Annotated in this window: 21 protein-coding genes; 13 read left to right on the forward strand and 8 right to left on the reverse strand. The window is 56.0% G+C overall.

The genetic code is table 11. The annotated features are described in order from the left end of the window. Window positions 1-689 (reverse strand): hypothetical protein (locus AC2FLX_RS02215; protein WP_496875370.1); only part of this gene is annotated, 689 nt, incomplete at its 3' end. 193 nt (window positions 690-882) lie between these two features. Here AC2FLX_RS02215 and lipA point away from each other — a divergent pair. After that, complete coding sequence (gene lipA / locus AC2FLX_RS02220) at window positions 883-1,833, forward strand: lipoyl synthase (RefSeq protein ID WP_496743904.1); 951 nt, start codon at window positions 883-885, stop codon at window positions 1,831-1,833. Beyond that, window positions 1,830-2,972 (forward strand): amidohydrolase, encoded by a 1,143-nt coding sequence (locus tag AC2FLX_RS02225; protein WP_496810523.1) that lies wholly within the window; start codon window positions 1,830-1,832, stop codon window positions 2,970-2,972. Before lipA ends, AC2FLX_RS02225 begins: the two co-directional genes overlap by 4 nt. A 206-nt stretch (window positions 2,973-3,178) precedes the next feature. Here the strand turns inward: AC2FLX_RS02225 and hpt are convergent, their stop codons facing one another. After that, window positions 3,179-3,727, reverse strand: coding sequence for a hypoxanthine phosphoribosyltransferase (gene hpt, locus AC2FLX_RS02230; protein ID WP_480750905.1), 549 nt, complete (start codon window positions 3,725-3,727; stop codon window positions 3,179-3,181). A 72-nt stretch (window positions 3,728-3,799) separates the two neighbouring features. Between hpt and AC2FLX_RS02235 the strand changes: the two genes are divergently transcribed. Beyond that, entirely contained in the window at window positions 3,800-4,246 is a 447-nt protein-coding gene (locus AC2FLX_RS02235; RefSeq protein WP_480750906.1) for a type II toxin-antitoxin system RatA family toxin, read from the forward strand. Window positions 4,247-4,284: 38 nt separating this feature from the next. Then, a complete protein-coding gene (locus tag AC2FLX_RS02240) occupies window positions 4,285-5,583 on the forward strand; it encodes an MmgE/PrpD family protein (RefSeq protein ID WP_496810519.1) in 1,299 nt (432 codons plus the stop codon). A 75-nt stretch (window positions 5,584-5,658) separates the two neighbouring features. Here the strand turns inward: AC2FLX_RS02240 and AC2FLX_RS02245 are convergent, their stop codons facing one another. From AC2FLX_RS02245 to AC2FLX_RS02260, 4 genes are all read right to left on the reverse strand, one after another. Continuing rightward, window positions 5,659-6,840 (reverse strand): ammonium transporter, encoded by a 1,182-nt coding sequence (locus tag AC2FLX_RS02245; protein ID WP_496810518.1) that lies wholly within the window; start codon window positions 6,838-6,840, stop codon window positions 5,659-5,661. A 168-nt stretch (window positions 6,841-7,008) separates the two neighbouring features. Next, the gene (locus tag AC2FLX_RS02250) at window positions 7,009-7,491 is read right to left on the reverse strand and encodes a CinA family protein (protein WP_496810517.1); all 483 of its coding nucleotides are present in this window, start codon (window positions 7,489-7,491) and stop codon (window positions 7,009-7,011) included. Beyond that, window positions 7,488-7,985 (reverse strand): phosphatidylglycerophosphatase A family protein, encoded by a 498-nt coding sequence (locus AC2FLX_RS02255; RefSeq protein WP_496743915.1) that lies wholly within the window; start codon window positions 7,983-7,985, stop codon window positions 7,488-7,490. Before AC2FLX_RS02255 ends, AC2FLX_RS02250 begins: the two co-directional genes overlap by 4 nt. Continuing rightward, window positions 7,982-9,115: a bifunctional 2-C-methyl-D-erythritol 4-phosphate cytidylyltransferase/2-C-methyl-D-erythritol 2,4-cyclodiphosphate synthase gene (locus tag AC2FLX_RS02260; protein WP_496743916.1), complete on the reverse strand. Its 1,134-nt coding sequence runs from the start codon at window positions 9,113-9,115 to the stop codon at window positions 7,982-7,984. The genes AC2FLX_RS02255 and AC2FLX_RS02260 overlap by 4 nt, the downstream gene beginning before the upstream one ends. 183 nt (window positions 9,116-9,298) lie before the next feature. Here AC2FLX_RS02260 and dusB point away from each other — a divergent pair, with 183 nt between their 5' ends. From dusB to ntrX, 5 genes are all read left to right on the forward strand, one after another. After that, window positions 9,299-10,282, forward strand: a complete 984-nt coding sequence (dusB, locus tag AC2FLX_RS02265; protein ID WP_480750912.1) for a tRNA dihydrouridine synthase DusB — start codon at window positions 9,299-9,301, stop codon at window positions 10,280-10,282. Further along, window positions 10,279-11,361 (forward strand): two-component system sensor histidine kinase NtrB, encoded by a 1,083-nt coding sequence (locus AC2FLX_RS02270; protein ID WP_496810516.1) that lies wholly within the window; start codon window positions 10,279-10,281, stop codon window positions 11,359-11,361. The genes dusB and AC2FLX_RS02270 overlap by 4 nt, the downstream gene beginning before the upstream one ends. After that, a complete protein-coding gene (locus tag AC2FLX_RS02275; RefSeq protein WP_480750914.1) occupies window positions 11,361-12,728 on the forward strand; it encodes a response regulator in 1,368 nt (455 codons plus the stop codon). The genes AC2FLX_RS02270 and AC2FLX_RS02275 overlap by 1 nt, the downstream gene beginning before the upstream one ends. A 99-nt stretch (window positions 12,729-12,827) precedes the next feature. Beyond that, window positions 12,828-15,113, forward strand: coding sequence for a sensor histidine kinase NtrY-like (locus tag AC2FLX_RS02280; protein ID WP_496810515.1), 2,286 nt, complete (start codon window positions 12,828-12,830; stop codon window positions 15,111-15,113). Further along, entirely contained in the window at window positions 15,110-16,519 is a 1,410-nt protein-coding gene (ntrX, locus tag AC2FLX_RS02285; protein WP_480750916.1) for a nitrogen assimilation response regulator NtrX, read from the forward strand. The genes AC2FLX_RS02280 and ntrX overlap by 4 nt, the downstream gene beginning before the upstream one ends. Window positions 16,520-16,533: 14 nt before the next feature. On the opposite strand, the gene AC2FLX_RS02290 is transcribed toward ntrX, so the two are convergent. Beyond that, complete coding sequence (locus AC2FLX_RS02290) at window positions 16,534-17,013, reverse strand: hypothetical protein (protein WP_480750917.1); 480 nt, start codon at window positions 17,011-17,013, stop codon at window positions 16,534-16,536. 96 nt (window positions 17,014-17,109) lie between these two features. Here AC2FLX_RS02290 and trkA point away from each other — a divergent pair, with 96 nt between their 5' ends. From trkA to hflX, 4 genes are all read left to right on the forward strand, one after another. After that, window positions 17,110-18,486, forward strand: coding sequence for a Trk system potassium transporter TrkA (gene trkA / locus AC2FLX_RS02295; protein ID WP_480750918.1), 1,377 nt, complete (start codon window positions 17,110-17,112; stop codon window positions 18,484-18,486). A 41-nt stretch (window positions 18,487-18,527) separates the two neighbouring features. Then, window positions 18,528-20,024, forward strand: a complete 1,497-nt coding sequence (locus AC2FLX_RS02300) for a TrkH family potassium uptake protein (protein WP_496810514.1) — start codon at window positions 18,528-18,530, stop codon at window positions 20,022-20,024. Between the two features lie 133 nt (window positions 20,025-20,157). Next, complete coding sequence (hfq, locus tag AC2FLX_RS02305) at window positions 20,158-20,397, forward strand: RNA chaperone Hfq (RefSeq protein ID WP_005982826.1); 240 nt, start codon at window positions 20,158-20,160, stop codon at window positions 20,395-20,397. Then, window positions 20,397-21,668: a GTPase HflX gene (gene hflX, locus AC2FLX_RS02310; RefSeq protein WP_496810513.1), complete on the forward strand. Its 1,272-nt coding sequence runs from the start codon at window positions 20,397-20,399 to the stop codon at window positions 21,666-21,668. Before hfq ends, hflX begins: the two co-directional genes overlap by 1 nt. Before the next feature lie 3 nt (window positions 21,669-21,671). Here hflX and AC2FLX_RS02315 read toward each other — a convergent pair whose 3' ends face one another. Continuing rightward, window positions 21,672-22,067, reverse strand: coding sequence for a DUF1348 family protein (locus tag AC2FLX_RS02315; RefSeq protein WP_496810512.1), 396 nt, complete (start codon window positions 22,065-22,067; stop codon window positions 21,672-21,674). Window positions 22,068-22,124 lie beyond the last annotated feature (57 nt).

Below are 22,124 nucleotides of genomic sequence, written 5' to 3' on the forward strand. Positions count from 1 at the left end.
TTTTCCGCTTTCTTGAGGTCCTTGTCGAGGTTCGCCTTGGTCGTCTTGCAATAATGCGTAATCTTTCGTTCCGCCGCCGATATCTTGCGTTCCGTCTTTTTCCGCTGGTCCGCCTGCATCGACTTGGGAAACTCGGGCGGCGAAGTCTTCTTGACCGCGTCCGCAACGATCTTTTCGGCGGAAGCTTTGATCTTGCGCGCATAAAAGATCACGTGAACAGGCAGACCGCTGGCCTGCTTGCCGGCCTTTTGCAGTTCGGGAAGGGCGGCTTTGACGTCCTTGATGGTGGCTTCGATCTTGGCGGCATCGCCCCCGGCCTTGCCGTTCTTGACTTCCTTTTCGACTTTGTCGCACTGCTTTTTCAGCTTGGAATGCAGCGTATCCGCACGTTTGGAGAAATCGGTCAATTCGTCAATGTTTTCATGATGTTTCTTGACGGCCTTGGTCCAATCCTCCAGGGCCTTCTTGTAGGTATTGTCATCCTTGAAATCGTCCGCTTTCTTTCCGTCATGCCCGCCTTTGCGGGCCTCTTCGATGGCTTCGGAAACCAGATCTTCCTTTTTCCAGACCTGGTTCAACCAGTCAGTGACGTCTTTTTTCAGCTTTTTTCCATGGGCGGCGGAAATCCCCTTGAGTTCCTTTTCCAAGCCTTTGAATTCTTTAACCAACTTCTCCGCTTCGCTTGGCATTGCCGACCTCCGCTAAAAAAACAACATTGCCACCCAGTATCAGACCGGGCCCGCAACTTGGCAAGCGTGCTGATCAATACACCAGACGCGCGAAACGGTGTCGCGCATAGCGGCCATGCGTCGCTGGCGTTACACTGGGCGAACAAATATGATAGGGAGCGAACAACTGGTCTCAATCATTAGGTAACCGCCCGTGCGCGATCTGAAAATTCCCGAGCAACGCCACCCCGAAAAAGCGCATCGCAAGGACAATGCGCAACCCAAGAAACCCAGCTGGATTCGCGTCAAGGCGCCGGGCGGAAAAGGATATGCCGATACGCACAGAATCATGCGCGACAACAATCTCGTGACTGTTTGCGAAGAGGCCGGTTGCCCCAATGTCGGGGAATGCTGGTCTCAGGGACACGCAACCATGATGATCATGGGCGAAATCTGTACGCGGGGGTGCACGTTCTGCAACATCGCCACGGGTCGTCCTGACGAACTGGATGCGTTTGAGCCGGGCCGCGTCGCACATGCCGTCGAAAAGCTGGGCCTGAACCACGTGGTCATCACCTCGGTGGATCGTGACGATCTGGTGGATGGCGGGGCCGAACATTTTGCTCAGACGATCCGCGCCGTCCGTCATCGTTCGCCCAGCACTACGATTGAAATCCTGACACCGGACTTCCTGAAATGCGACCCTTCCGTGCTCGAAGTCGTGGTCGAGGCGAAACCGGATGTTTTCAACCACAATCTCGAAACCGTCCCCGGCCTGTACCCCGAGGTTCGCCCCGGCGCGCGGTATTTCCATTCGCTGCGCCTGTTGCAGAAGGTCAAGGAACTGGACCCGGCAATGTTCACCAAATCCGGCATTATGGTCGGGTTGGGCGAGACCGAACAACAGGTGCGTCAGGTCATGGACGACATGCGCGCGGCCGACATCGATTTTCTGACCATCGGGCAATATCTGCAACCCACGCCAAAGCATCATGGCGTTGACCGTTTCGTCACGCCCGAGGAATTCGCCGCCTACGAGAAAGCGGCCTATGGCAAGGGGTTCCTGATGGTGTCCGCGACACCGCTTACCCGGTCCTCGTACCACGCCGGCAATGATTTCGCCCGCCTGCGCGAGGCCCGGATGAAGAAGCTCGGTCAGGCATGACGCCCGAAACGCTGGAACGGCTGACAGCTATCCGGCATGAACTGCACCAGCACCCCGAGGTATCGGGCGCTGAGGTGCAAACGGCTGTGCGCATTGCCGAGCTGCTGCAGCGCCATGCCCCGGATCAGATCGTCACCGGGATCGGGGGGCACGGTATTGCCGCGCTGTTCGACAGCGGCACGGCGGGGCCAACCGTTGGGATACGCTGCGAGTTGGACGCGCTCCCGATCGAGGAACTTACCGGCGCGGCCTACTCGTCCAGGTACCCCGGCAAAGGACACTTGTGCGGCCATGACGGCCACATGACCATGGTACTGGGCGTGGCCGAATCTCTCGCCGCAGAACGCCCTAAACGCGGTCGCGTAGTGCTGATTTTTCAGCCGGCCGAGGAAACCGGGAAGGGCGCAATTGCGTTTCGCGGTGATCCCAGGTTTGTACAATTTGAACCAGACTATGTTTTTTCCCTGCACAATTTGCCCAGTTTGGAGCTTGGGGCCGTCGAACTTTGTACAAGAGCAACGAACTGTGCCTCGCGTGGAATGCGCGTCGTTCTGACCGGAAAGACCTCTCACGCGGCCGCGCCGCAGGATGGAATATCTCCCGCTGACGCAATGGTACAACTGATGCCTGCGCTTTCCGGCCTGGGGCAGGGTGGCGAACTGAACGATGACTACGCCCTGACGACACTGACGCATGCGGAACTCGGGGAACCGACATTTGGTGTTGCACCCGGACGGGGAGAGGTCTGGGTCACGCTCCGCACCGTATCCGACGCCCGTATGGAACGCTTGGTTGCCGACGCAGAGGCCGTTGTTTACAGCAAGGCTAAGGCGGCGGGACTGGGCGTGGAAATCACCTATGACGATGTGTTCGACGCGTGTGTAAACCATTGGGAAGCCGTGAAAATTCTGGAAAAAGCATGCCGTTCGAAAAAGGTTTCTTTGAACCTGACAAGCGTGCCACAGCGGTTTTCCGAAGATTTCGGCCAGTTCGGCAAGGGCGCGCGGTCGGCAATGTTCTGGTTGGGGGCCGGGCGGGATCACCCGCAGTTGCACAATCCCGACTATGATTTTCCCGACCAACTCATTCCGGTGGGAACCGGTATTTTCCTCGCCGCAACACGTGAATTGCTGGGGTAAAACCCGTCAAGGCCGCAGTTTGAGCGGTTTGGTCTGGGCCCAGTCGGGCCACCAGCCAAGGTATTCGATACCCACGACGACAAGACACAACAGGACGACGCCAAAAACCAGCTTCACCCGCTTCTCCGATGGCGGGCGCCGAGCCCATTTCGCCATGCGCAATAAATGAAGAATTTTCATTGACTTATCGAAATTTGAAACGTGGTTCAGACGGTTTCCTGAATGAAACGGACCTTGCCGATATAAGGAAGGTTTCGATTGCGTTGCGCATAGTCGATGCCATAACCCACGACGAATTCATCAGGGATTTCGAACCCGACCCAATCGGATCGGAAATCCACCTCGCGGCGGCTCGGTTTATCGAGCAGCGCGATGGATTTCAGACGTTTTGGATTGCGGCTGATCAGCAGGTTCGTGACATGGTTCAAGGTATGGCCGGTGTCGACAATATCTTCGACCACCAGCACATCACGGCCTTCAATTGCGGCGCGTAAGTCTTTGAGAATGCGAACTTCTCTACTGCTTTCCATTGAATCGCCATATGAGGATGCTTCAAGAAAATCCACTTCGATCGGAAGCTCCAGTTCCCGAACCAGATCGGCGATGAAGACAAAGCTGCCGCGCAACAAACCGACAACGACCAGCTTGTCGGTGTCGTTGAATTCGGTGGAAATTTCCCGGCACAACTCTTCGATTCTTGCGGCAATGGCCTTGGCCGAGATCATCTCATCTATCACATAGGCGCGCTGGCTCATGTCACCCCCCTTGATCTTTCGGCCGCAACATACGACATGACGCGCCATTGTCACCAAGTAAAACCGGAACTGATGCCTGTACACTCGGAAACCCGTCACCTGCCTTACACCGCCCAGCAGATGTACGATCTGGTCGCCGACGTGGCCAAGTACCCCCAATTCCTGCCCTGGTGCGCAGCCGCCCGGATAAGGCGAACCTATTCGCTTGGAGAGGCCCAGGTGATGGAAGCGGATCTGGTCATTTCGTTCAAAGTGTTTCGCGAACGCTTCGGCAGCCGGGTGACCCTGTTTCCCGACCAAAAGAAAATCGACACCGAATACCTCGACGGTCCGTTTCGGTATCTGAAATCCGACTGGGCATTCGAGGACGCGCCAGATGGTGGGTGCAACGTGTCGTTCCACGTTGACTTCGAGTTCAGGAATACAGTCCTTCAAGGCATAATCGGTGTTGTGTTCAACGAGGCAATGCACCGGATCGTCAGGGCATTTGAAAAACGCGCGGTCGACTTGTACGGCTGAGGCTTTACCCGCGCTGAACCAGCGCTAGACTGCGCCTCATGACGGATTTCACATCTCAGTTGGCCGCTTTTGTCGCGGGGCCTGTCTCGACGAGCGCACAGGCCCGCATCGTAGCTTCGCTTTCGGCGCTGGATTGGTTGGCGGTCGGACGGGCGGGGGCGAACGAACCTGTTGCCCGGATCGTTCGGGATATGGTTCTGGAGGAGAGTGGCGCACCGCAAGCCCGATTGTTCGGGCAAGGAACCGCCCCGATGCGCGGAGCCGCCTTGGTCAATGGCACCATTTCCCACGCGCTTGACTATGACGACACGCATTTTGCCCATATCGGTCATCCGTCTGTCGCCGTTTTTCCTGCCGCGCTGGCAATGGCGGAATGGAGCGACCGCATGCTCGTGGAGATGCTTGAAGCCGCTCTTGTCGGGATGGAGCTTTCAATTCGCGTAGGGCTTTGGCTGGGGCGTGGGCATTATCAGGCCGGGTTTCACCAAACTGCCACAGCCGGTGCCTTTGGCGCAGCGGCGGCGGCCAGCCGTATGGCGGGATTGAACGAGCAACAAATCGAGCGAGTTCTGGGTCTCACCGCGACTCGTGCGGCGGGGCTTAAGGCGCAATTCGGAACCATGGGCAAACCCTATAACGCGGGAATTGCTGCATCGAATGGTATTGAGGCGGTTCTGTTGGTGCAGCGTGGATTTGAACCCAGCGAAATGGCACTGGAAGGCCCGTTCGGTTTTGGTGCAACCCATCATGGGGCCGGAAATACCAACGCAGCGCTGGACGGCCTGGGGGAGAACTGGCTGTTCGAAAACGTCAGTCACAAGTTCCATGCCTGCTGTCACGGTCTGCATGCTGCTTTGGAAGCCGGGCTGAAGCTGGATATCGCCGAACCCGAAGTGGCGGAGATCACCATTAAAACCCACCCCAGATGGATGAGCGTTTGCAATCAGTCGGCTCCGACAGGGGGGCTTGGGGCGAAGTTTTCTTACCGCACGGTGATGGCAATGCAGGCACTGGGTTATGACACCGCAAGACTTGACAGCTATTCCGACAAGGTCTGTTCCGATCCACGCCTGATTTCGCTGCGCGAACGTATAACGGTCGAGCAGGATGAAACCTTGTCCGAGACCCAATCGCGCTTAACTCTTCTGCGCCGGGATGGCGTCAAGCGGGAGGCCGAACATGACTTGGCGGCTCCTATCTCGTTGTCAGATCGGGAATCCCGTGTAAGGGAGAAGGCCGCGAAACTGATTGGACAACAACAGGCGGACGAGGTCTGGTCTCTGCTCCGAACGGGTGGGCGGGCGTCGGACCTTGCTGACCGGTTGGGCGGCGCATGACCAAGTTAAAGAAAAAGCGGACCCCCAAGAGGCCCGCTTTTGCCCTTGCGGGCGGCAGAGCATGCCAAGGTGGGCTTAGCTGCTCATGTCATAGGCCCGCTCGCCGTGGACAGAGAGGTCGAGCCCGTTTGTTTCGGTCTCGGCATCTACGCGAAGCGGCGTGACGAGTGCAACCACCTTGACCAACACAATTGTGACAACTGCCGTAAAGGCACCAACGATCACCAGCCCGCCCAGTTGGGCTGTCCAGCTTCCCAGCCCATAAGCGGCAATCATGATGGTGCCGAAAATGCCACCGACTCCGTGCACGGCGAACACGTCAAGCGTGTCATCGATCTTGAGCAGGTTGCGGACGACGTTGACCGCTTCCTGGCACAGAATCCCGGCAATGGCGCCGATAATCAGGGCCTGGACCGGATCGACGTAACCCGACGCGGGCGTTATCGACGCGAGGCCCGCGATGGTACCTGTAACAAGGCCGACCAGGGACGCCTTGCCGTATTTGATCCGCTCCCAAAGCGCCCATGTCAGCGAAGCGGTCGCAGCAGAGATATGTGTGACAGTCAATGCCATCGCCGCGCCACCATCCGCAGCCAGCTGCGAGCCGCCGTTGAAGCCGAACCAGCCAACCCAGAGCATCGCTGCGCCGATCATGACAAAACCCGGATTGTGCGGTGGAACCGTGCGGTTGCGACGTGGCCCAAGGAAAACTGCAATGATCAGGGCTGCAAGGCCGGCTGTTTCATGCACGACTATGCCGCCCGCAAAATCGCGTACACCGATTTCGCCTAAGATCCCTCCATCGGTCAGGATACCACCGCCCCAGATCCAATGAACCACCGGTGCGTAACAAAGCAGCATCCAGAGGCCCGAAAAGGTCAGGACAAAGCAAAATCCCACGCGTTCCACATATGCACCGATGATCAACGCCGGGGTGATGATGGCAAAGGTCATCTGGAAGGCGAAGAACAGGATCTCGGGCAATGTGCCCGACAGATTGTCTGGAGTAATGCCGACGAGAAATGCCTTGTCGAGCCCTCCCCAGATTCCTGATGTACCGTTGCCGAAGGCGATGGAATATCCAGCTATCATCCAAAGAACGCTCATGAGGCAAGCGATTGCGAAACAGTGCATGAACACGCTCAGCACGTTGCGTGCCCGAACGAGACCGCCATAGAACAGGGCAAGACCTGGCAGGGTCATGAAAAGGACCAGCGCAGTTGCGACGATGATCCAGGCTGTATCGGCTCCATTCATGGGCCGTTCTCCTTTCGACAAACGGGGCAACGCCTCGTTGAATGAGTGTGGAGAGCCTTGAACCCAAATGGCCGAGAGGAAAAAAGAGGCAGCCTGCAAAACGCCCGCCTCTTTATGCGTCTTTTGGTCAACTGTTGTCGTTTTATGCGCGTTTTGGCGCAATGTGCCTTATTTTTGAGCGATCCGAAGAAGCCCTTGTGCCAACAGGCTCAGCGCGTGCACCTGGGCGGCAGTACGTACATTCTCCCGACCAAGCGCTCCGAACTCCACAGTTTCCGAGGTGGTCTCTATCCCATTCCCAGACAAACCAAAGCAGACTCGGCCTTCGGGTTTGAACTCTGATCCGCCCGGCCCTGCAATTCCGGTAACTGATACGGCAAGCTGCGCCCGTGAGTTCCGTAAGGCGCCTTCGGCCATTTGCTGCGCCACCTCTTCCGAAACGGCCCCCACTGTTTCCAGCGTGGCGGCAGAGACGCCCAGCATCTCCCGTTTGGCCTCGTTCGTGTACGTCACAAACCCGCGTTCAACCACGGCTGAACTGCCCGGAATTTCTGTCAATGCGGCTATGACCAGACCTCCGGTGCAGCTTTCTGCGGTGGCGATCATCACGTTCAATGCCTTGGCGCGATCAAGAAGGTCAGAGACGTTCACAACCCCAAAACCCCATGTGAGATAACCGCAAGTATGGCAACACCGACCGCCGCAAACGCTCCAGCGATGATATCATCCAGCATAACACCCATAGCATCGCCGCGCCGGTCGGCCCAGCCGACAGGACCCGGCTTGGTGATGTCAAACAGTCGAAACAGCAGGAAACCGGAAATCCAGCCTGGCCAAAGCGCGGTAATCTCGAATCCATGCGCCCAGGCCGGATAGGAAATGGCCCAAAGGGCGATGAACTGCCCGGCAACCTCATCAATGACAATCTCGGACGGGTCATGATCGTCTTGGCCCGCCGTCATTTTCCGGGTGGCCCAAAGACCGCCTAAGAAAACGGATACCGTCGCCAACGCCAGCAGAGGGAAGCCGCCGACCGTGTGCAGGCCCAAGGCCAGAGGTAAGGCCGCCAAAGATCCCCAGGTGCCGGGGGCAGGGCGCAAATAACCGACGCCGCAGACTGTTCCTATCAGTTGTGCCAGTGTCATGCGCGCACCAGGCAAGCCGTTGCGATCGAAGCGATTCCTTCACCGCGCCCGGTGAACCCCAACCGTTCTGAGGTTGTCGCCTTGACCGACACCTGATCTGGTCTGAGATCCATGATCTGCGCCATCTGTTCGCGCATACCTGCAGAATGCGGCCCGATCTTGGGGTATTCGCAAACCAAGGTGCAATCGATGTTCGACACCTTGAAGCCCATACTCGCCGCAAGTTGGATAGCGTGGCGCAGAAATATCTCGCTAGACGCTCCCTTCCATTGCGGATCCGATGGGGGGAAGTGTTGCCCGATATCGCCTTGCGCCAACGCACCGTAAATGGCGTCGGTCACGGCGTGCATCCCGACGTCGGCATCCGAATGGCCTTGCAGTCCACGGTCGTGTGGAACTTTGACACCACATAAGACTACATGATCTCCGTCGCCGAAGCGGTGCACGTCATAACCATTGCCAAGTCTGATATCCATGGCTGCTCCCAAAATTCGTTCTGCCCGCGCAAAGTCTTCGGGGCGGGTAATTTTCAGATTGTCCGGGTCACCCGGCACGATTGACACGTTGATTCCAGCCGCGCGCGCCACCTCAACATCATCTGCGGCACCACCCGGATGCGCGTCATGGGCCGCCCGGATAGTGGCATAGTGAAATCCTTGCGGTGTCTGGGCCGCAAAAAGCCCTGACCGGTCTTGTGTACCGGTGACGTGGTTCCCGTCACCGGTCCAAAGTGCGTCGGTTACTGGAATCCCGGGCGCTGCGGCGCAACTGCTGTTCAAAGCGTCAAGAACATCCTGAATGATCCTTTGTGATACGCACGGGCGCGCGACATCATGGATGAGGACGTGAGTGATGCCCAATCCCTCCAATTCACGAAGTCCGCTTTGAACCGAGCCAGCCCGATCCGTACCGCCCTTTGCCAGCAAGAGGCCGGATACCGAAAACTCTTGCCAAGCGGTGCTGTCTTCTTCTGACAGGACCAGTACGATTTGGTCCAACCCTGCTGCGTGAAATGCATCAAGGGTCCAGTCGATAACCCGACGTCCCGCCAATTGGCGCCACTGCTTGGGCGTTCCGCTACCTGCCCGTTGACCACGCCCGGCGGCGACGATGATGGCGGCGGTTTTCATTCAGGGAAGTTCTCCGTCGATACAGCCTCTGTTTAGGATGAGGTGAAAGCAGAGGCAATCACCGGACTCCAGGTGGTGAAAAATTATGCAAACTTCGAATTATTAACCTTGTGTCGTGGCGTTTCGTTGTTCAAATGCTGAAATTTCGGTATTCAAAACTCAACTGCACAAGGATTAAGCGTTTTGGACCTGCGTCTGGGTGAAAAAAAACTGAATCCGCCGGTTGTACTGGCACCCATGGCCGGAATCACAGACCGGCCCTTTCGTGACCTTGTGATGAATTTCGGTGCTGGCATGGTAGTCAGCGAAATGGTCGCCAGCCAGGAAATGGTGCAAGCCAAACCAGGTGTGCGAGAGCGGGCGGAACTATCGGCGGATGTCGAAAACACGGCGGTTCAACTGGCCGGGCGAGAGGCGCACTGGATGGCCGAGGCCGCAAAGCAGGTCGCGGATCGGGGCGCGCGGGTCATTGACATCAATATGGGATGCCCGGCCAAGAAGGTGACCAACGGATATTCCGGCTCTGCGCTTCTGAAAACTCCTGATCATGCGTTGAAGCTAATCGAGGCGGTGGTCGAGGCAGTCGACATTCCGGTGACACTGAAAACCCGGCTTGGTTGGGACGACAAATTGCTCAATGCCCCTGACGTGGCCAAGCGGGCAGCCGACGCCGGAGTATCAATGGTAACGATACACGGACGCACCCGGTGCCAGTTCTACAAAGGGCGTGCAAACTGGGTTGCAATCCGCGAGGTCAAAGAGGCCGTTTCAGTGCCGGTGATCGCCAACGGTGATATTACTGATCCCACCTCGGCGCGCCATGCTTTGGCCCGATCCGGTGCGGATGGCGTGATGGTTGGGCGCGGTGCGCAGGGTAAGCCGTGGATTCTCGCTCAGATTTGTCATGAACTTTATGGGGCGGAAGCGCCGGAAATTCCGATGGGCAACGATCTGATTGATGTGATCTCTGCTCACTATGAAGCAATGTTGGCGTTTTATGGGACCGATCTTGGCTTGCGCGTCGCGCGCAAGCACCTGGGGTGGTACATGGACGAGGCGGGAACAGGTGCGACGCTGCGCCGTGCGGTACTGACTTGTCGCGACCCACAAGAGGTTAAGCGAATTCTTCCGGATGCGTTGTTGGCAAGAAAGGAGGCGGCCGCATGACATTAGATCAGGATATCTGGACGTCACTTCCAGTACCCGCTTTCATCATCGACCCGGCGGATCGGATCGCTGACATCAACTCTGCCGGTGAAGGTTTTCTTAACGCCTCACGAAAATCTGTCATCGGTGAACCCGTCTGGGATCAGATCGCGGTGAATGCTCCGTTGGAGCCCGCGTTTGTGAAAGCGCGCAAAAACGGCACCCCTCTTTTTGTCAATGATGTCGATGTAGGTTCCGGCAACCGTAGCCCGCTGCAATGTGCTCTTCAGATTGCTCCGCTTGTTGGCCAACCGGGGTCGATGATCATGATCATCTCGCCGCGAGAGCTTTCGGGGCGGATGACTCTGAATCACTCGGTCAAGTCCGCCGCGCAGTCTGCAATCGGAATGGCCGAAATGTTGGCTCATGAAATCAAAAACCCCCTGGCGGGTATTACCGGTGCCGCTCAACTGCTCGGGATGAATGTGGACCCTCAGGACCTTGAATTGACGGATCTGATCGTCGCGGAAAGTCGGCGGATCGTGAAACTGCTGGAGCAGGTTGAGCAGTTCGGCAACCTCTCGCCCCCGGGTCTCAAACCCGTCAATATTCACGATGTATTGGATCGGGCACGCCGGTCGGCATTGCTGGGTTTCGGGGCGAACATGGCGATTGTCGAGAACTACGACCCGTCTTTGCCAATGGCTTATGGCGATCCGGACCAGTTGCTGCAGGTCGTTTTGAACCTGCTGAAAAACGCCGCCGAAGCGGCGGGAAGCGAAGGCGGCACAATACGACTGCGTACCTATTTTGAACATTCCTTCCGCTTGCGGCGAAGCGACGGGTCCGGGCATTCACTTCCATTGCAGATCGAGATAGTCGATGATGGGCCGGGGTTGCCGGAAGACATCAAGGCCGACATCTTTGATCCGTTCGTGTCCGGGCGCGAGAATGGAACGGGCCTTGGGCTGGCTTTGGTCAGCAAAATTATTTCCGACCATGATGGATGGATATCGGTGGATTCGGTTCCAGGGCGAACCGTATTCCGCTTGTCACTTCGCCGCGCTCCGCGCGATGCGAACCCAGAGGAGAACATTTGATGGATGGCACAGTTCTGGTCGCCGACGACGACCGTACGATCCGAACGGTTCTTACGCAGGCCCTGACGCGGGCGGGGTGCAAAGTTCACGCAACCAGTTCGCTGACCACGTTGATGCGATGGGTCGGCGAGGGCAAGGGAGATGTCATCATTTCCGACGTGGTCATGCCGGACGGCAACGGGTTGGAGATGCTGCCGAAGATCGCCCAGGACCGGCCTGGCCTGCCGGTAATCGTGATTTCCGCGCAAAACACGATCATGACGGCCATTCAGGCGGCCGAGGCAGAAGCCTATGACTATTTGCCGAAACCGTTCGATTTGCCAGATCTGATGAAGCGGACGGCTCGCGCCTTGGAGCAAAAGCGACGTTCGCCTCCAGAACTGCGAGATGCTCGCAGTGAACGCCCCGAAGAACTGCCCTTGGTGGGACGTACACCGGTCATGCAAGCCTTGTACCGGTTGGTGGCGCGGGTAATGAACACGGATTTGCCGGTGATGATTTCGGGCGAAAGCGGCACCGGTAAATCGCTAATCGCCAGGGCCCTTCATGACTTTTCGGACCGTCGAACCTTGCCGTTTGTCACTGTTACCGGCGCAGATCTGCGGGAACTGGACGGCCCGGCGCGTGTTCTGGCCCGGGTTCGCGGCGGTACATTGTTGATCGATGAGGTGGCGGATATCGAGGAAGATATTCAGGCGCGGATAGTTCGGATGATCGATTCTCCAGGCGATCACATTCCTAGGTTCATTGCCACCAGCCAAAGCGATCTGGCGGAAGCGATGGAAGGTGGACGCATGCGCCAGGATCTTTATTACCGCTTATGCGGGGCGACACTCCATGTGCCGGCTTTGCGCGAAAGGGTTGACGACATTCCCCTATTGGTTGAACATTTTTTGGCTCGCGAGGCAAATGACACCTCTTCGAAACGGTGGCTTGGAAAAGAGGCACTCGATCTCGTGCGACGGTATTCGTGGCCCGGAAATGTGAGGCAACTGGAAAACGCGGTTCGGAGGCTGGGCCTGACAAGCCGAGGGAACGAGATCGCTCGTTCGGAAGTCGAAGCGGTACTGGGCAGTCAGCCAGAGATTGAGCCAGTACTGGGTGGCGGCGATAAGGAGAAATTGTCGGCTTCGGTAGCACGCCACCTGCGCCGATATTTCGATCTGCATGGAAATATGCTGCCTGCGCCTGGGTTGTACCAAAGGATTCTGCGAGAGATCGAGGCGCCGTTGATTGAAATTGCGTTGGATGCGACTGGAGGCAATCAAGCAAAATGTGCAGACCTTCTGGGGATTAACCGGAATACACTTCGAAAAAAGATTACAGAACTCGATATAGAGGTGACACGACGCCGCAAACTGATGTAATATCGCCACACAAACCGTGGCAGCTGGGTGTCCACCCGGCAAAGACCACGAAATATTGCGGTAAGCCGCTTTTGCGGCACATCAGAATGAGGGCAGCAGGTGGTATCCCGGTCACAGTACGGGTCAATCCCATCGATCAATCGGTGGCGCAAGTCCAGAAGATTGCGCAATTTCGGGACGTTGGGGCTTGTTCTTTTAGGGCCTGTTCTGGCCTTTGCAACGTATCTTGTCATCGGTCCATTTGATCTTGGCGCTTCCGCATCGGCCTTGCGGCTCGTTTTGCTGGCAGATTTGGTCTACGTCCTGTTCCTTGCCGCATTGGTGCTGGGGCAGCTGGGGCGTTTGGTTGTGGCACGCCGCGCCAAGTCGGCCGGGTCGCGCCTGCATTTGCGCTTGATTGGCGCATTCACGTTGTTGGCGTTGGTCCCGACGGTTACAGTTGCGATCTTTGCGGGGCTGACCATCAATATTGGTTTGGAAGGCTGGTTTTCGGATCGAGTGCGCCAGGTGGTTGGGTCATCTCTGTCCGCTGCCGAAGCCTATGAACTGGAGCACCGCGAAGGCTTGCGCCAAGACGCGATTGTTCTTGCACGTTTTCTCGATCGGGCGCGTCAATTGAACTATTTTGTTACTGACGCCGAGCTGCGCGAAGTGCTGGCGCAGGGCCAAAGCCAGATACAACGCGGATTACGCGAAGCCTATATCATCGACGGAACAGGTGAAATCCGAGCACGGGGAGATCGTTCTTACCTATTCAATTTTGAAAAACCAACAAACAATGAGATTGTACAATCGGACGATGAAGGCTTTCTGATCATCCAAGACTGGGGCAACAACGAATTCCGTGCGCTTGTTCCCCTGGAAGTGTATCTGGATCGCTATCTGTATGTGAGCCGGGAAGTCGACGGCGAAATACTGAATCTTCTGGATGATACAAAGGAAACAGTGCGGTTTTACCAGCAACTGGAAAGTGAGCGCGGCAAGGTTCTTTTTGAATTCGGGCTTTTGTATCTGGGATTTGCGGTCATCCTTATTCTGGCTGCGGTGTCCTTAGGCATGTGGTTCGCTGAACGATTGTCGCGCCCGGTCGGCTGGCTGACAACGGCGGCACAGCGTGTTGGGGCAGGGGATTTGAGCGTGCAAGTGGCCGAAGGTGATGGAGATGATGAAATATCGATGTTGGGTCGCTACTTCAATCAGATGACGCGACAACTTAAAGGCCAACGCGACGCCTTGCTTGAGAACACGCAACAAATCGAACGCCGGCGTAGGCTCTTCGATTCGGTTTTGAGCTCGGTTACTTCTGGCGTTGTAGGGCTGGATTCGGGCGGAAAGATCACCTTTGTGAACCGATCGGCAGAACGCTTGCTCGATTGGACGGGTGATGAACAGAGTCTGGCTTTGGGGGTTGCGGTACCAGAGTTCCTGCCACTTTTCGAAACACTGGAAATCGGGACGCAGGAGACTGTTCAGGGAGAAGTCAAAGTGACCCGGAAGGGTCGGCTGGAAAATCTGTTAGTTCGAATGTCGACTCGGCGTAACGAGGATGGCAGACTTGAGGGCTATGTGGTTGCCTTTGACGATGTCACTGATCTGGTCAGTGCACAACGTATGGCTGCTTGGGGCGATGTGGCCCGACGGATTGCACACGAAATCAAGAATCCGCTGACGCCAATTCAGTTAAGTGCTGAAAGAATAAAACGAAAATTCTCGCATAAGCTTGATGGGGAAGACTGTGATGTTCTCACGGCGATGACGGATGTAATCGTGCGTCAGACCAATGATCTACGGCGTATTGTCGATGAGTTCTCCAAATTTGCGCGAATGCCAGATCCGGACCGGCACGAAGAAGATTTGGTCGAGTTGGTTCGGGAAGCCGTGCTGTTACAGCAGGCAGGGCAACCGGATGTCAGAATCGAGGCGGATCTTCCTGAAGAACCCTTCATCGTGGATGTGGATGCGACGATGCTCAATCAAGCACTGACAAACCTTATCAAAAACGCCGGAGAAGCGATTGAAACTTTTAAGAAAAATGGCGTCCTTGAACATCATGCTCCGGAAATCCGCGTGGCGATGAGGGAGCTTACCGATGGTGTCCAAATCACGATAGCCGATAACGGCATTGGGCTACCTGAGGATCGGGCGAGACTGTTTGAGCCTTATGTGACTACGCGAGACGAAGGTACCGGGCTCGGTTTGCCCATCGTCAAGAAAATCATTGAAGAACACGGCGGCAATCTCACCCTGGAGGATGCGCCGGTTTTCGACGGACAGGACCATTTCGGTGCAATGGCCGTGATCCGCTTACCAAGGGTCCGGAGCGACCCGAGATCCGAACCACAAAAGCAGGCAATTAAACCCAATTTGAAAGCAGGCCAATCATGAGTGATATTCTGATCGTAGATGACGAGCGCGATATTCGCGAACTGGTGTCCGATATCCTGGAGGACGAAGGGTATTCCACCCGCCTGGCTGGCAATTCGGATGAATGTATGACGGCAATCAATTCCGAGCCGCCGGGGCTGCTGATCCTGGATATCTGGCTCAAGGACAGCCGGATGGACGGGATTGATATCCTCAAAGCGGTGAAGCGCGACAATCCCGATGTACCGGTTGTGATCATATCCGGGCACGGCAATATAGAAATTGCGGTGGCTGCAATCAAACAAGGTGCCTATGATTTCATAGAAAAACCCTTCAACATTGATCAGTTGATGGTTGTCATCCGGCGCGCGATGGAGACATCGCGTCTGCGGCGCGAGAATGCCGCGCTGAAACGGCGCGAAGTCAGTTGTTCCGATATGATCGGTAAGTCCGCTGCCTTCCGTACGATGCAGAACCAGTTGGACAAGGTCACGAAATCCAATGGGCGAGTAATGTTGCGAGGACCGGCGGGTTCAGGCAAGGAAATCGCCGCACGCTATATCCACGCCCATTCAAATCGCGCAAACGCTCCATTCGTGACCGTTAATTGTGCGGGGATGGAGCCCGAGCGCATGGAAGAAGTGCTGTTTGGGCGTGAATCTTCTGAACGCGGCATAGAATCCGGGTTACTGGAGGAAGCGCATGGAGGTGTGATTTATTTCGACGAAGTGGCCGACATGCCGCTTGGTACGCAGTCAAAGATCCTGCGCGTTCTGGTCGATCAGCAATTTCAAAGAGTGGGCGGAACAGACAAGGTTCGCGTTGATCTTCGCGTGATCTCTTCGACAACCCGGGACCTTGAAAACGAAATTCGCGAGGAGCGCTTCCGTGAGGAACTGTATCACCGGCTGAACGTGGTTCCGGTGGCCGTGCCTTCCTTGGAAGAGCGGCGAGAAGACATTCCGATGCTGGCGCGGCATTTCATCGACATGTGTCACGAGACACAGGGATTGCCACTACGTGAGCTTAGCGACGAGGCCGTTGCCCTGATGCAAACGATGATCTGGCCGGGTAATGTGCGGCAACTCAAGAACCTGGTGGAGCGAGTTTTGATCTTAGGGGAGAGCGCCGGCGTGATCGAAGCGCGGGAACTTCCTAACGAGGATCAAAGTGCCGAAGACGAAGGGCGTGTCGTTTTGTCCGGGGCGTTGGCGACACTGCCTTTGCGTGAAGCACGCGAGGCGTTCGAGCGGGAATATCTTTTGACGCAGATCAACCGCTTTGGTGGAAACATCAGTCGGACCGCAAGCTTTGTCGGGATGGAGCGTAGCGCGTTGCATCGTAAGTTGAAGTCGCTTGGAGTTGTCACATCCAACAAATCCGGTGCCCGGGTTGCGCATGTGGACGAAACGGAACCGGCAGAATAGGAGACATGAAAGAGTCACCCCGCTTGTTGCGGGGTGATGATCTGAAATGTGCCATCGTCGAATCTGACAAAACACGCCCCTTCGCCCAGCGGCGGCAAGGTCGTTGTCCGAGACGCCGGAACAAGAGATTTCACGTTTGGCCTGCAAGGCGGAAGGCTGACCGGCCGGTAGCCCTTTTGCGCCATGCACTGTGCCTCGACGCGATTGCGAAGGCCCTTATTGACGTCGACGGTATAGAGGTGCCCCGGCTGCCACCAACCGCCGGTTGTGTAGCATTGGCCAGAGCTGTTGCAGACGGTTCGGCCAGGGTAATAGATTGGTGGGCTTTGGCGAACCTGGTTTGCGACCGGAGCGTCTCGGAGCGCCTTGATCTGACAATCAGTGGTCTCGGTCTGCATCTTCGAAACTGATGCGCCTTCGCGATAGTACAGAGACAGCGGACCGCAGGCCGTAAGAGCGAGGATGAGCAAGCTGGTGGGGATCACTGTTTTCATTAGCTTACATTGCCTCAACCATGGGTTTAAGACAATTGAATTGACCGCCAGAATTGCATCTGTCATTCAAAACGCTCAGGCAGAAGGGCCAGAGAAATGAAGGTCATTATTTGCGGCGCAGGTCAGGTCGGATGGCAGATCGCGCGTCACCTTTCCGGAGAGTTGAACGATGTCACGGTCGTTGACAACAATCCCGACCTTGTGCGCCGGGCCACGGAAACGCTGGATGTACAGGGAATCGCGGGCTTTGCCAGCTATCCGGATGTGTTAGAGCGAGCAGGTGCGCGAGACGCAGATATGATCATTGCGGCAACTCATTCAGATGAGGTGAACATGGTCACCTGTCAGATGGCCCATTCGGTTTTTTCAATCCAACGAAAGATAGCGCGTTTACGGGCGAAGTCCTATCTCGAGGCAATCCACTCGGATTTGTACCGGCGCGACCACCTGCCTATCGATGTGGTTATCAGCCCCGAGCGCGAAGTGGCCGCCGCTGCCATGCGCCGTTTATCCGCACCTGCAGCGTTTGACACCGAGATTTTCATGGGCGGTCGGGCGCAGCTTTTGGGCATCCGAGTTGAAGAGGCTTGCCCGATCATCAACACGCCATTGCGGCAGCTGACAGACCTGTTTTCAACCCTCAAGTCTATTGTTGTCGGCGTCCGACGAGCCGGTTCGCTGTTCGCACCCGAACCTGATGATCAACTTTTCGTCGGCGATGAATGCTACGTTTTTACCGCAGTGGAAGACGTGGATCGAACCATGGAAGTTTTTGGCAAGACCCAGAAACGTCAGGATCGGATTGTGATTGTCGGCGGCGGAAATGTCGGTCTGGAAGTGGCCAAGACACTGGAGGAGCGTGAGGGAAGGGTACGGGTCAAGATCATTGAGCGCGACCGACGTTGTGCGGAAAGGGCAGCCGAAGCGCTGGAACGTACCATTGTTCTGAATGGAGACGGCCTTGATTCCGCGCTTCTCAAAGAAGCGGGAATCGAACGCGCTGATGCAATGTTGGCGGTGACCGATGATGACCGGACCAACATGCTCGCGGCCGTTAGGGCAAAGGCTGACGGATGTCCGCTGGCCATCGCGCTGGTCAACGACCCGAGTATGGTGGCGCTGATGGGCCCCTTGGGTGTTGATGCGTATATCAATCCGCGCGCGACCACAGTCAGTTCCATCCTGCGCCACATTCGCCATGGCCGTGTACGCCAGGTTTATTCGATCGGCGATGCCGAGGCTGAAGTGATCGAGGCAGAGGTTTTGTCGACCTCTCCCATGGCAGGTCAAAAATTGCGCGATATCGACTTTCCCGAAGGCGTACTTGTCGGAGCTGTGCGCAAGGGTGACGAGGTTCTTCGACCAACCGGAAGCCTTCGGATCGAAGAAAAAGACGTTTTGGCGATTTTCGCCATGGCCGACGATGTCGCCGAGGTCGAACGGCTCATGCAGGTTTCAATCGATTTTTTCTGATGGCGGTCCGGGCAAAGCAAAAAATCGGGTACTTGCGGCGCATGCCGCTGTTCCTGGTTATTTGGGGAATTGCATCGATTTCCATGTGGATTCCGGCCAGCTATTCGCTGGCGCTAAATGATCATCCAACATCTCGGTCTTTTTTTTATTCGGGTCTGGTTGGATTGGTGATCGTGGCGATGGTTGCGCTGGCAATGCTCAACCGGTTTCCGAAACGGGGTACTTTGGGCCAACTGGCCGCGCTGCTTGCGACGTTTGCGTTCATGCCGGTTTTTTTGGCAATTCCCCTCCACGACGCATTGGGTACAACGACTTTTCTCAATGCCTATCTGGACATGGTCAGCGCGTTGACGACGACCGGTGCAAATGTTTTTCCTGATCCTCAACGGCTGTCTGCGCCGTTGCATCTGTGGCGCGCTCAGGTGGGCTGGATGGGGGGGCTGCTAATGTGGATTGCCGCCTCTGCTATCTTGGCGCCTTTGTCCTTGGGCGGATTTGAAGTAACGGCCAAGGGAGAGCCAGGGCGTGCTGTTTTCGGCGTGGTGCAAAGTGAAAGAGCCGATCCTCGCGGGCGGTTGTTTAAGATTTCAAGAACGCTCGTTCCAGTTTATACCGGTCTTACTGGTGTCATATGGGTTCTGCTTCTGATTGCAGGCGAAAAAGGCTTGACTGCAATCTGCCATGCGATGTCAATCATGGCCACTTCCGGGATATCGCCGGTTGGTGGTCTCGAAGGGTCGGCGTCGGGTTTGACCGGCGAAGCGATCATGTTTCTGTTTTTGTTCTTTGCCTTGTCACGTCTGACTTTTTCGTCTGATACCGCGGCTTCGGGTTACTCGCGTCTGGACAAAGACCCCGAATTTCGCGTGGGTCTGCTTTTTGTGGTATCCGTTCCTCTCATCTTGTTTTTCAGGCATTGGCTGGGTGCTTATGACGTCAACGCTGAGATGAATGCGGAGTTAGGATTACGGTCTTTGTGGGGCAGTATGTTCACTGTGCTCTCTTTTCTGACGACGACAGGGTTTGTCAGTTCCGATTGGGCTGAGGCACAGCAATGGTCAGGGCTGGGAACGCCGGGAATGATTCTGATGGGGCTCGCCATGGTCGGTGGTGGTGTGGCCACTACTGCTGGGGGCGTGAAGCTTTTGCGTGTTTTTGCACTTTACCTTAACGGGCTGCGTGAGATGGAGCGGTTGATCTACCCATCCTCGATCAGCGGAACGGCAGGTGGACATCGGCGAATTCAACGCGATGGGGCCTTCATTGCTTGGATCTTTTTCATGTTGTTTGCGATTTCGTTGACCGTTTTCACCATTGTGTTCTCTGTTTTGGGGTCGAGTTTCGAGCAATCTATGGTGCTAACGATCGCTTCACTGACGACGGCCGGACCGCTGATTGAAACCGCCACCGAAATACCGATCCGGCTCGTCGAGCTCGGTGTGGGAGCAAAATTCACGCTTTGTGCCGCAATGATAATCGGTCGTCTTGAAACACTGGCAATAATTGCACTTTTGACCCCATCCCTGTGGCGCGCCTAAAGAAATTGCTTGACGTCACGTCATGCTTTTCCTTTTTTCGTCTGGAATATCCTGTCGCGGCACTTCATACTGCGCCAGAGGGAGCGCGTTGGTCCGCAGCGCGTAGCAAGAACAATGGCGAGATTATAAAAATATGGCTTCGGACAGACAGAATCTTCAGGATGCGTTCCTGAATAACGTACGGAAAGCTAAAGTTCCGGTTACGATTTTCCTGATCAACGGTGTTAAATTGCAGGGTGTGATTACCTGGTTCGATAATTTTTGCGTATTGTTGCGCCGCGACGGACAGTCGCAGTTGGTCTACAAGCACGCGATATCGACCATCATGCCGTCGCAGCCAATTAACCTTTATGAGGGCGAAGACGCCTCTTGATGGAACATGACAGGACGCTCACCCGGGCGTGGGTGCTGCATCCGGATATCAAGTCAGATGATGAACGTCGTCTTCCGGGACCGGCGCTGCAAGAAGCTGTAGCACTTGCTGCAGCTTTGCCTGATCTGGACGTAATCGGGTACGATATTGTGCGCTTGCAGCGAGCGCAGCCCGGTTATCTGTTTGGCAGTGGCAAGATCGAAGAGCTGGGTGACCGGTTTCACGAAAACAAGATCGAGCTTGTCCTGATTGATGGCCCGGTGACACCGGTACAGCAGCGCAATCTCGAGAATGCTTGGAAGGTCAAGATCCTGGACCGAACGGGCTTGATCCTTGAAATATTCAGTGACCGCGCCCGCACCCGAGAAGGTGTGCTGCAGGTCGAAATGGCCGCGCTTAGCTATCAACGCACAAGACTAGTCCGGGCCTGGACCCACCTTGAACGGCAGCGTGGGGGGCTTGGGTTTGTCGGCGGTCCTGGTGAAACTCAGATCGAGGCCGACCGACGCGCCATTGACGAACAACTGGTTCGCCTGCGCCGGCAATTGGAGAAGGTGGTGAAAACCCGCACTCTGCACCGCGCAGCGCGAGCCAAGGTTCCATATCCAATTGTCGCGCTGGTGGGCTATACCAACGCAGGAAAGTCGACCCTCTTCAATCGTTTGACCGGCGCGGAAGTAATGGCCAAGGACATGCTGTTTGCCACGCTGGATCCAACGATGCGCCGCGTGCAGCTGCCTGACGGTCCCGAAGTAATTTTATCGGACACGGTCGGGTTCATTTCATATTTGCCGACTGAACTGGTCGCGGCATTTCGTGCCACCTTGGAAGAAGTTCTGGGCGCGGACCTGATCATTCATGTGCGCGACATCAGCCACAGCGAAACTGAAACGCAGGCACAGGATGTCGAGGCGATTCTGGCATCATTGGGCGTGACCGAGGATCGACTACGGTTGGAGGTCTGGAACAAGGTCGACTTGCTTGAAGACGAAGCACGAACCTCCGTTTTGGCACGAGCTGCGCGAGACAAGAAAATCTTTGCGATCTCCGCAGTTAGCGGCGAGGGGGTGGAACCACTTCTGGCAGCAATAGCGCAAGAACTTCAAGTGGTGCGCAACGAGGCTGTGTTACATCTTGGTTTTTCCGAAGGCCGCAAGCGGGCATGGTTGTTCGCACAAGACGTTGTGCAGTCCGAAACTCAATCGGACAAGGGTTTCGAGCTCTCTGTTTTGTGGACACCTATTCAAGAAGCCAGATTTGATGCGTTATGAAGTTCAGCCGCCAACGATCTGTTTTTGATAGTCTTCAGCGTCGAACCAGCCTTTGGCGTTGAGGATTTTCAGGTCAGAATCGAAATCCCACTCTTCCCATCCACGGCAAATGACAAGATTTCCGGTCTCGGCATGGTGACCTTCCATCGTCCAGACAAACAGTGCGTGATTGCCCGCTTTGCGCATCATATCGCATCGGATCTCCAGGTCCGGAAAGGCAGCAAAAATGCTGTGCGCGAGTTCTTTTATCGCTGAATGGCCCTGAATGACGTCACCGCAATTCACGCAGGTTTTTCCATCCGGAGCAAAAAATGAGACCACGGTATCGGCATCCGCTGAACTCCAGGCGATTGCATAGTCGCGTGCAAGGTTTTGAAGAACGTCTTGAACACTGGCCATTGCCCCCTCCGAGTGGCGCGTCGGTTTGCCAAGAGTATGCCAACGAGGGTAGCTTCG

Source organism: Ruegeria sp. YKSF57 (assembly GCF_059612585.1).

Excerpts from the sequence above, each read along its gene's own strand:
- AC2FLX_RS02225 (WP_496810523.1), top strand. The coding sequence starts at position 1,830 with ATGACGCCCGAAACGCTGGAACGGCTGACAGCTATCCGGCATGAACTG.
- hpt (WP_480750905.1), bottom strand. The coding sequence starts at position 3,727 with ATGAGCCAGCGCGCCTATGTGATAGATGAGATGATCTCGGCCAAGGCC.
- AC2FLX_RS02235 (WP_480750906.1), top strand. The coding sequence starts at position 3,800 with ATGCCTGTACACTCGGAAACCCGTCACCTGCCTTACACCGCCCAGCAG.
- AC2FLX_RS02240 (WP_496810519.1), top strand. The coding sequence starts at position 4,285 with ATGACGGATTTCACATCTCAGTTGGCCGCTTTTGTCGCGGGGCCTGTC.
- AC2FLX_RS02245 (WP_496810518.1), bottom strand. The coding sequence starts at position 6,840 with ATGAATGGAGCCGATACAGCCTGGATCATCGTCGCAACTGCGCTGGTC.
- AC2FLX_RS02255 (WP_496743915.1), bottom strand. The coding sequence starts at position 7,985 with ATGACACTGGCACAACTGATAGGAACAGTCTGCGGCGTCGGTTATTTG.
- AC2FLX_RS02260 (WP_496743916.1), bottom strand. The coding sequence starts at position 9,115 with ATGAAAACCGCCGCCATCATCGTCGCCGCCGGGCGTGGTCAACGGGCA.
- AC2FLX_RS02270 (WP_496810516.1), top strand. The coding sequence starts at position 10,279 with ATGACATTAGATCAGGATATCTGGACGTCACTTCCAGTACCCGCTTTC.
- AC2FLX_RS02275 (WP_480750914.1), top strand. The coding sequence starts at position 11,361 with ATGGATGGCACAGTTCTGGTCGCCGACGACGACCGTACGATCCGAACG.
- ntrX (WP_480750916.1), top strand. The coding sequence starts at position 15,110 with ATGAGTGATATTCTGATCGTAGATGACGAGCGCGATATTCGCGAACTG.
- AC2FLX_RS02290 (WP_480750917.1), bottom strand. The coding sequence starts at position 17,013 with ATGAAAACAGTGATCCCCACCAGCTTGCTCATCCTCGCTCTTACGGCC.
- trkA (WP_480750918.1), top strand. The coding sequence starts at position 17,110 with ATGAAGGTCATTATTTGCGGCGCAGGTCAGGTCGGATGGCAGATCGCG.
- AC2FLX_RS02300 (WP_496810514.1), top strand. The coding sequence starts at position 18,528 with ATGCCGCTGTTCCTGGTTATTTGGGGAATTGCATCGATTTCCATGTGG.
- hfq (WP_005982826.1), top strand. The coding sequence starts at position 20,158 with ATGGCTTCGGACAGACAGAATCTTCAGGATGCGTTCCTGAATAACGTA.
- hflX (WP_496810513.1), top strand. The coding sequence starts at position 20,397 with ATGGAACATGACAGGACGCTCACCCGGGCGTGGGTGCTGCATCCGGAT.
- AC2FLX_RS02315 (WP_496810512.1), bottom strand. The coding sequence starts at position 22,067 with ATGGCCAGTGTTCAAGACGTTCTTCAAAACCTTGCACGCGACTATGCA.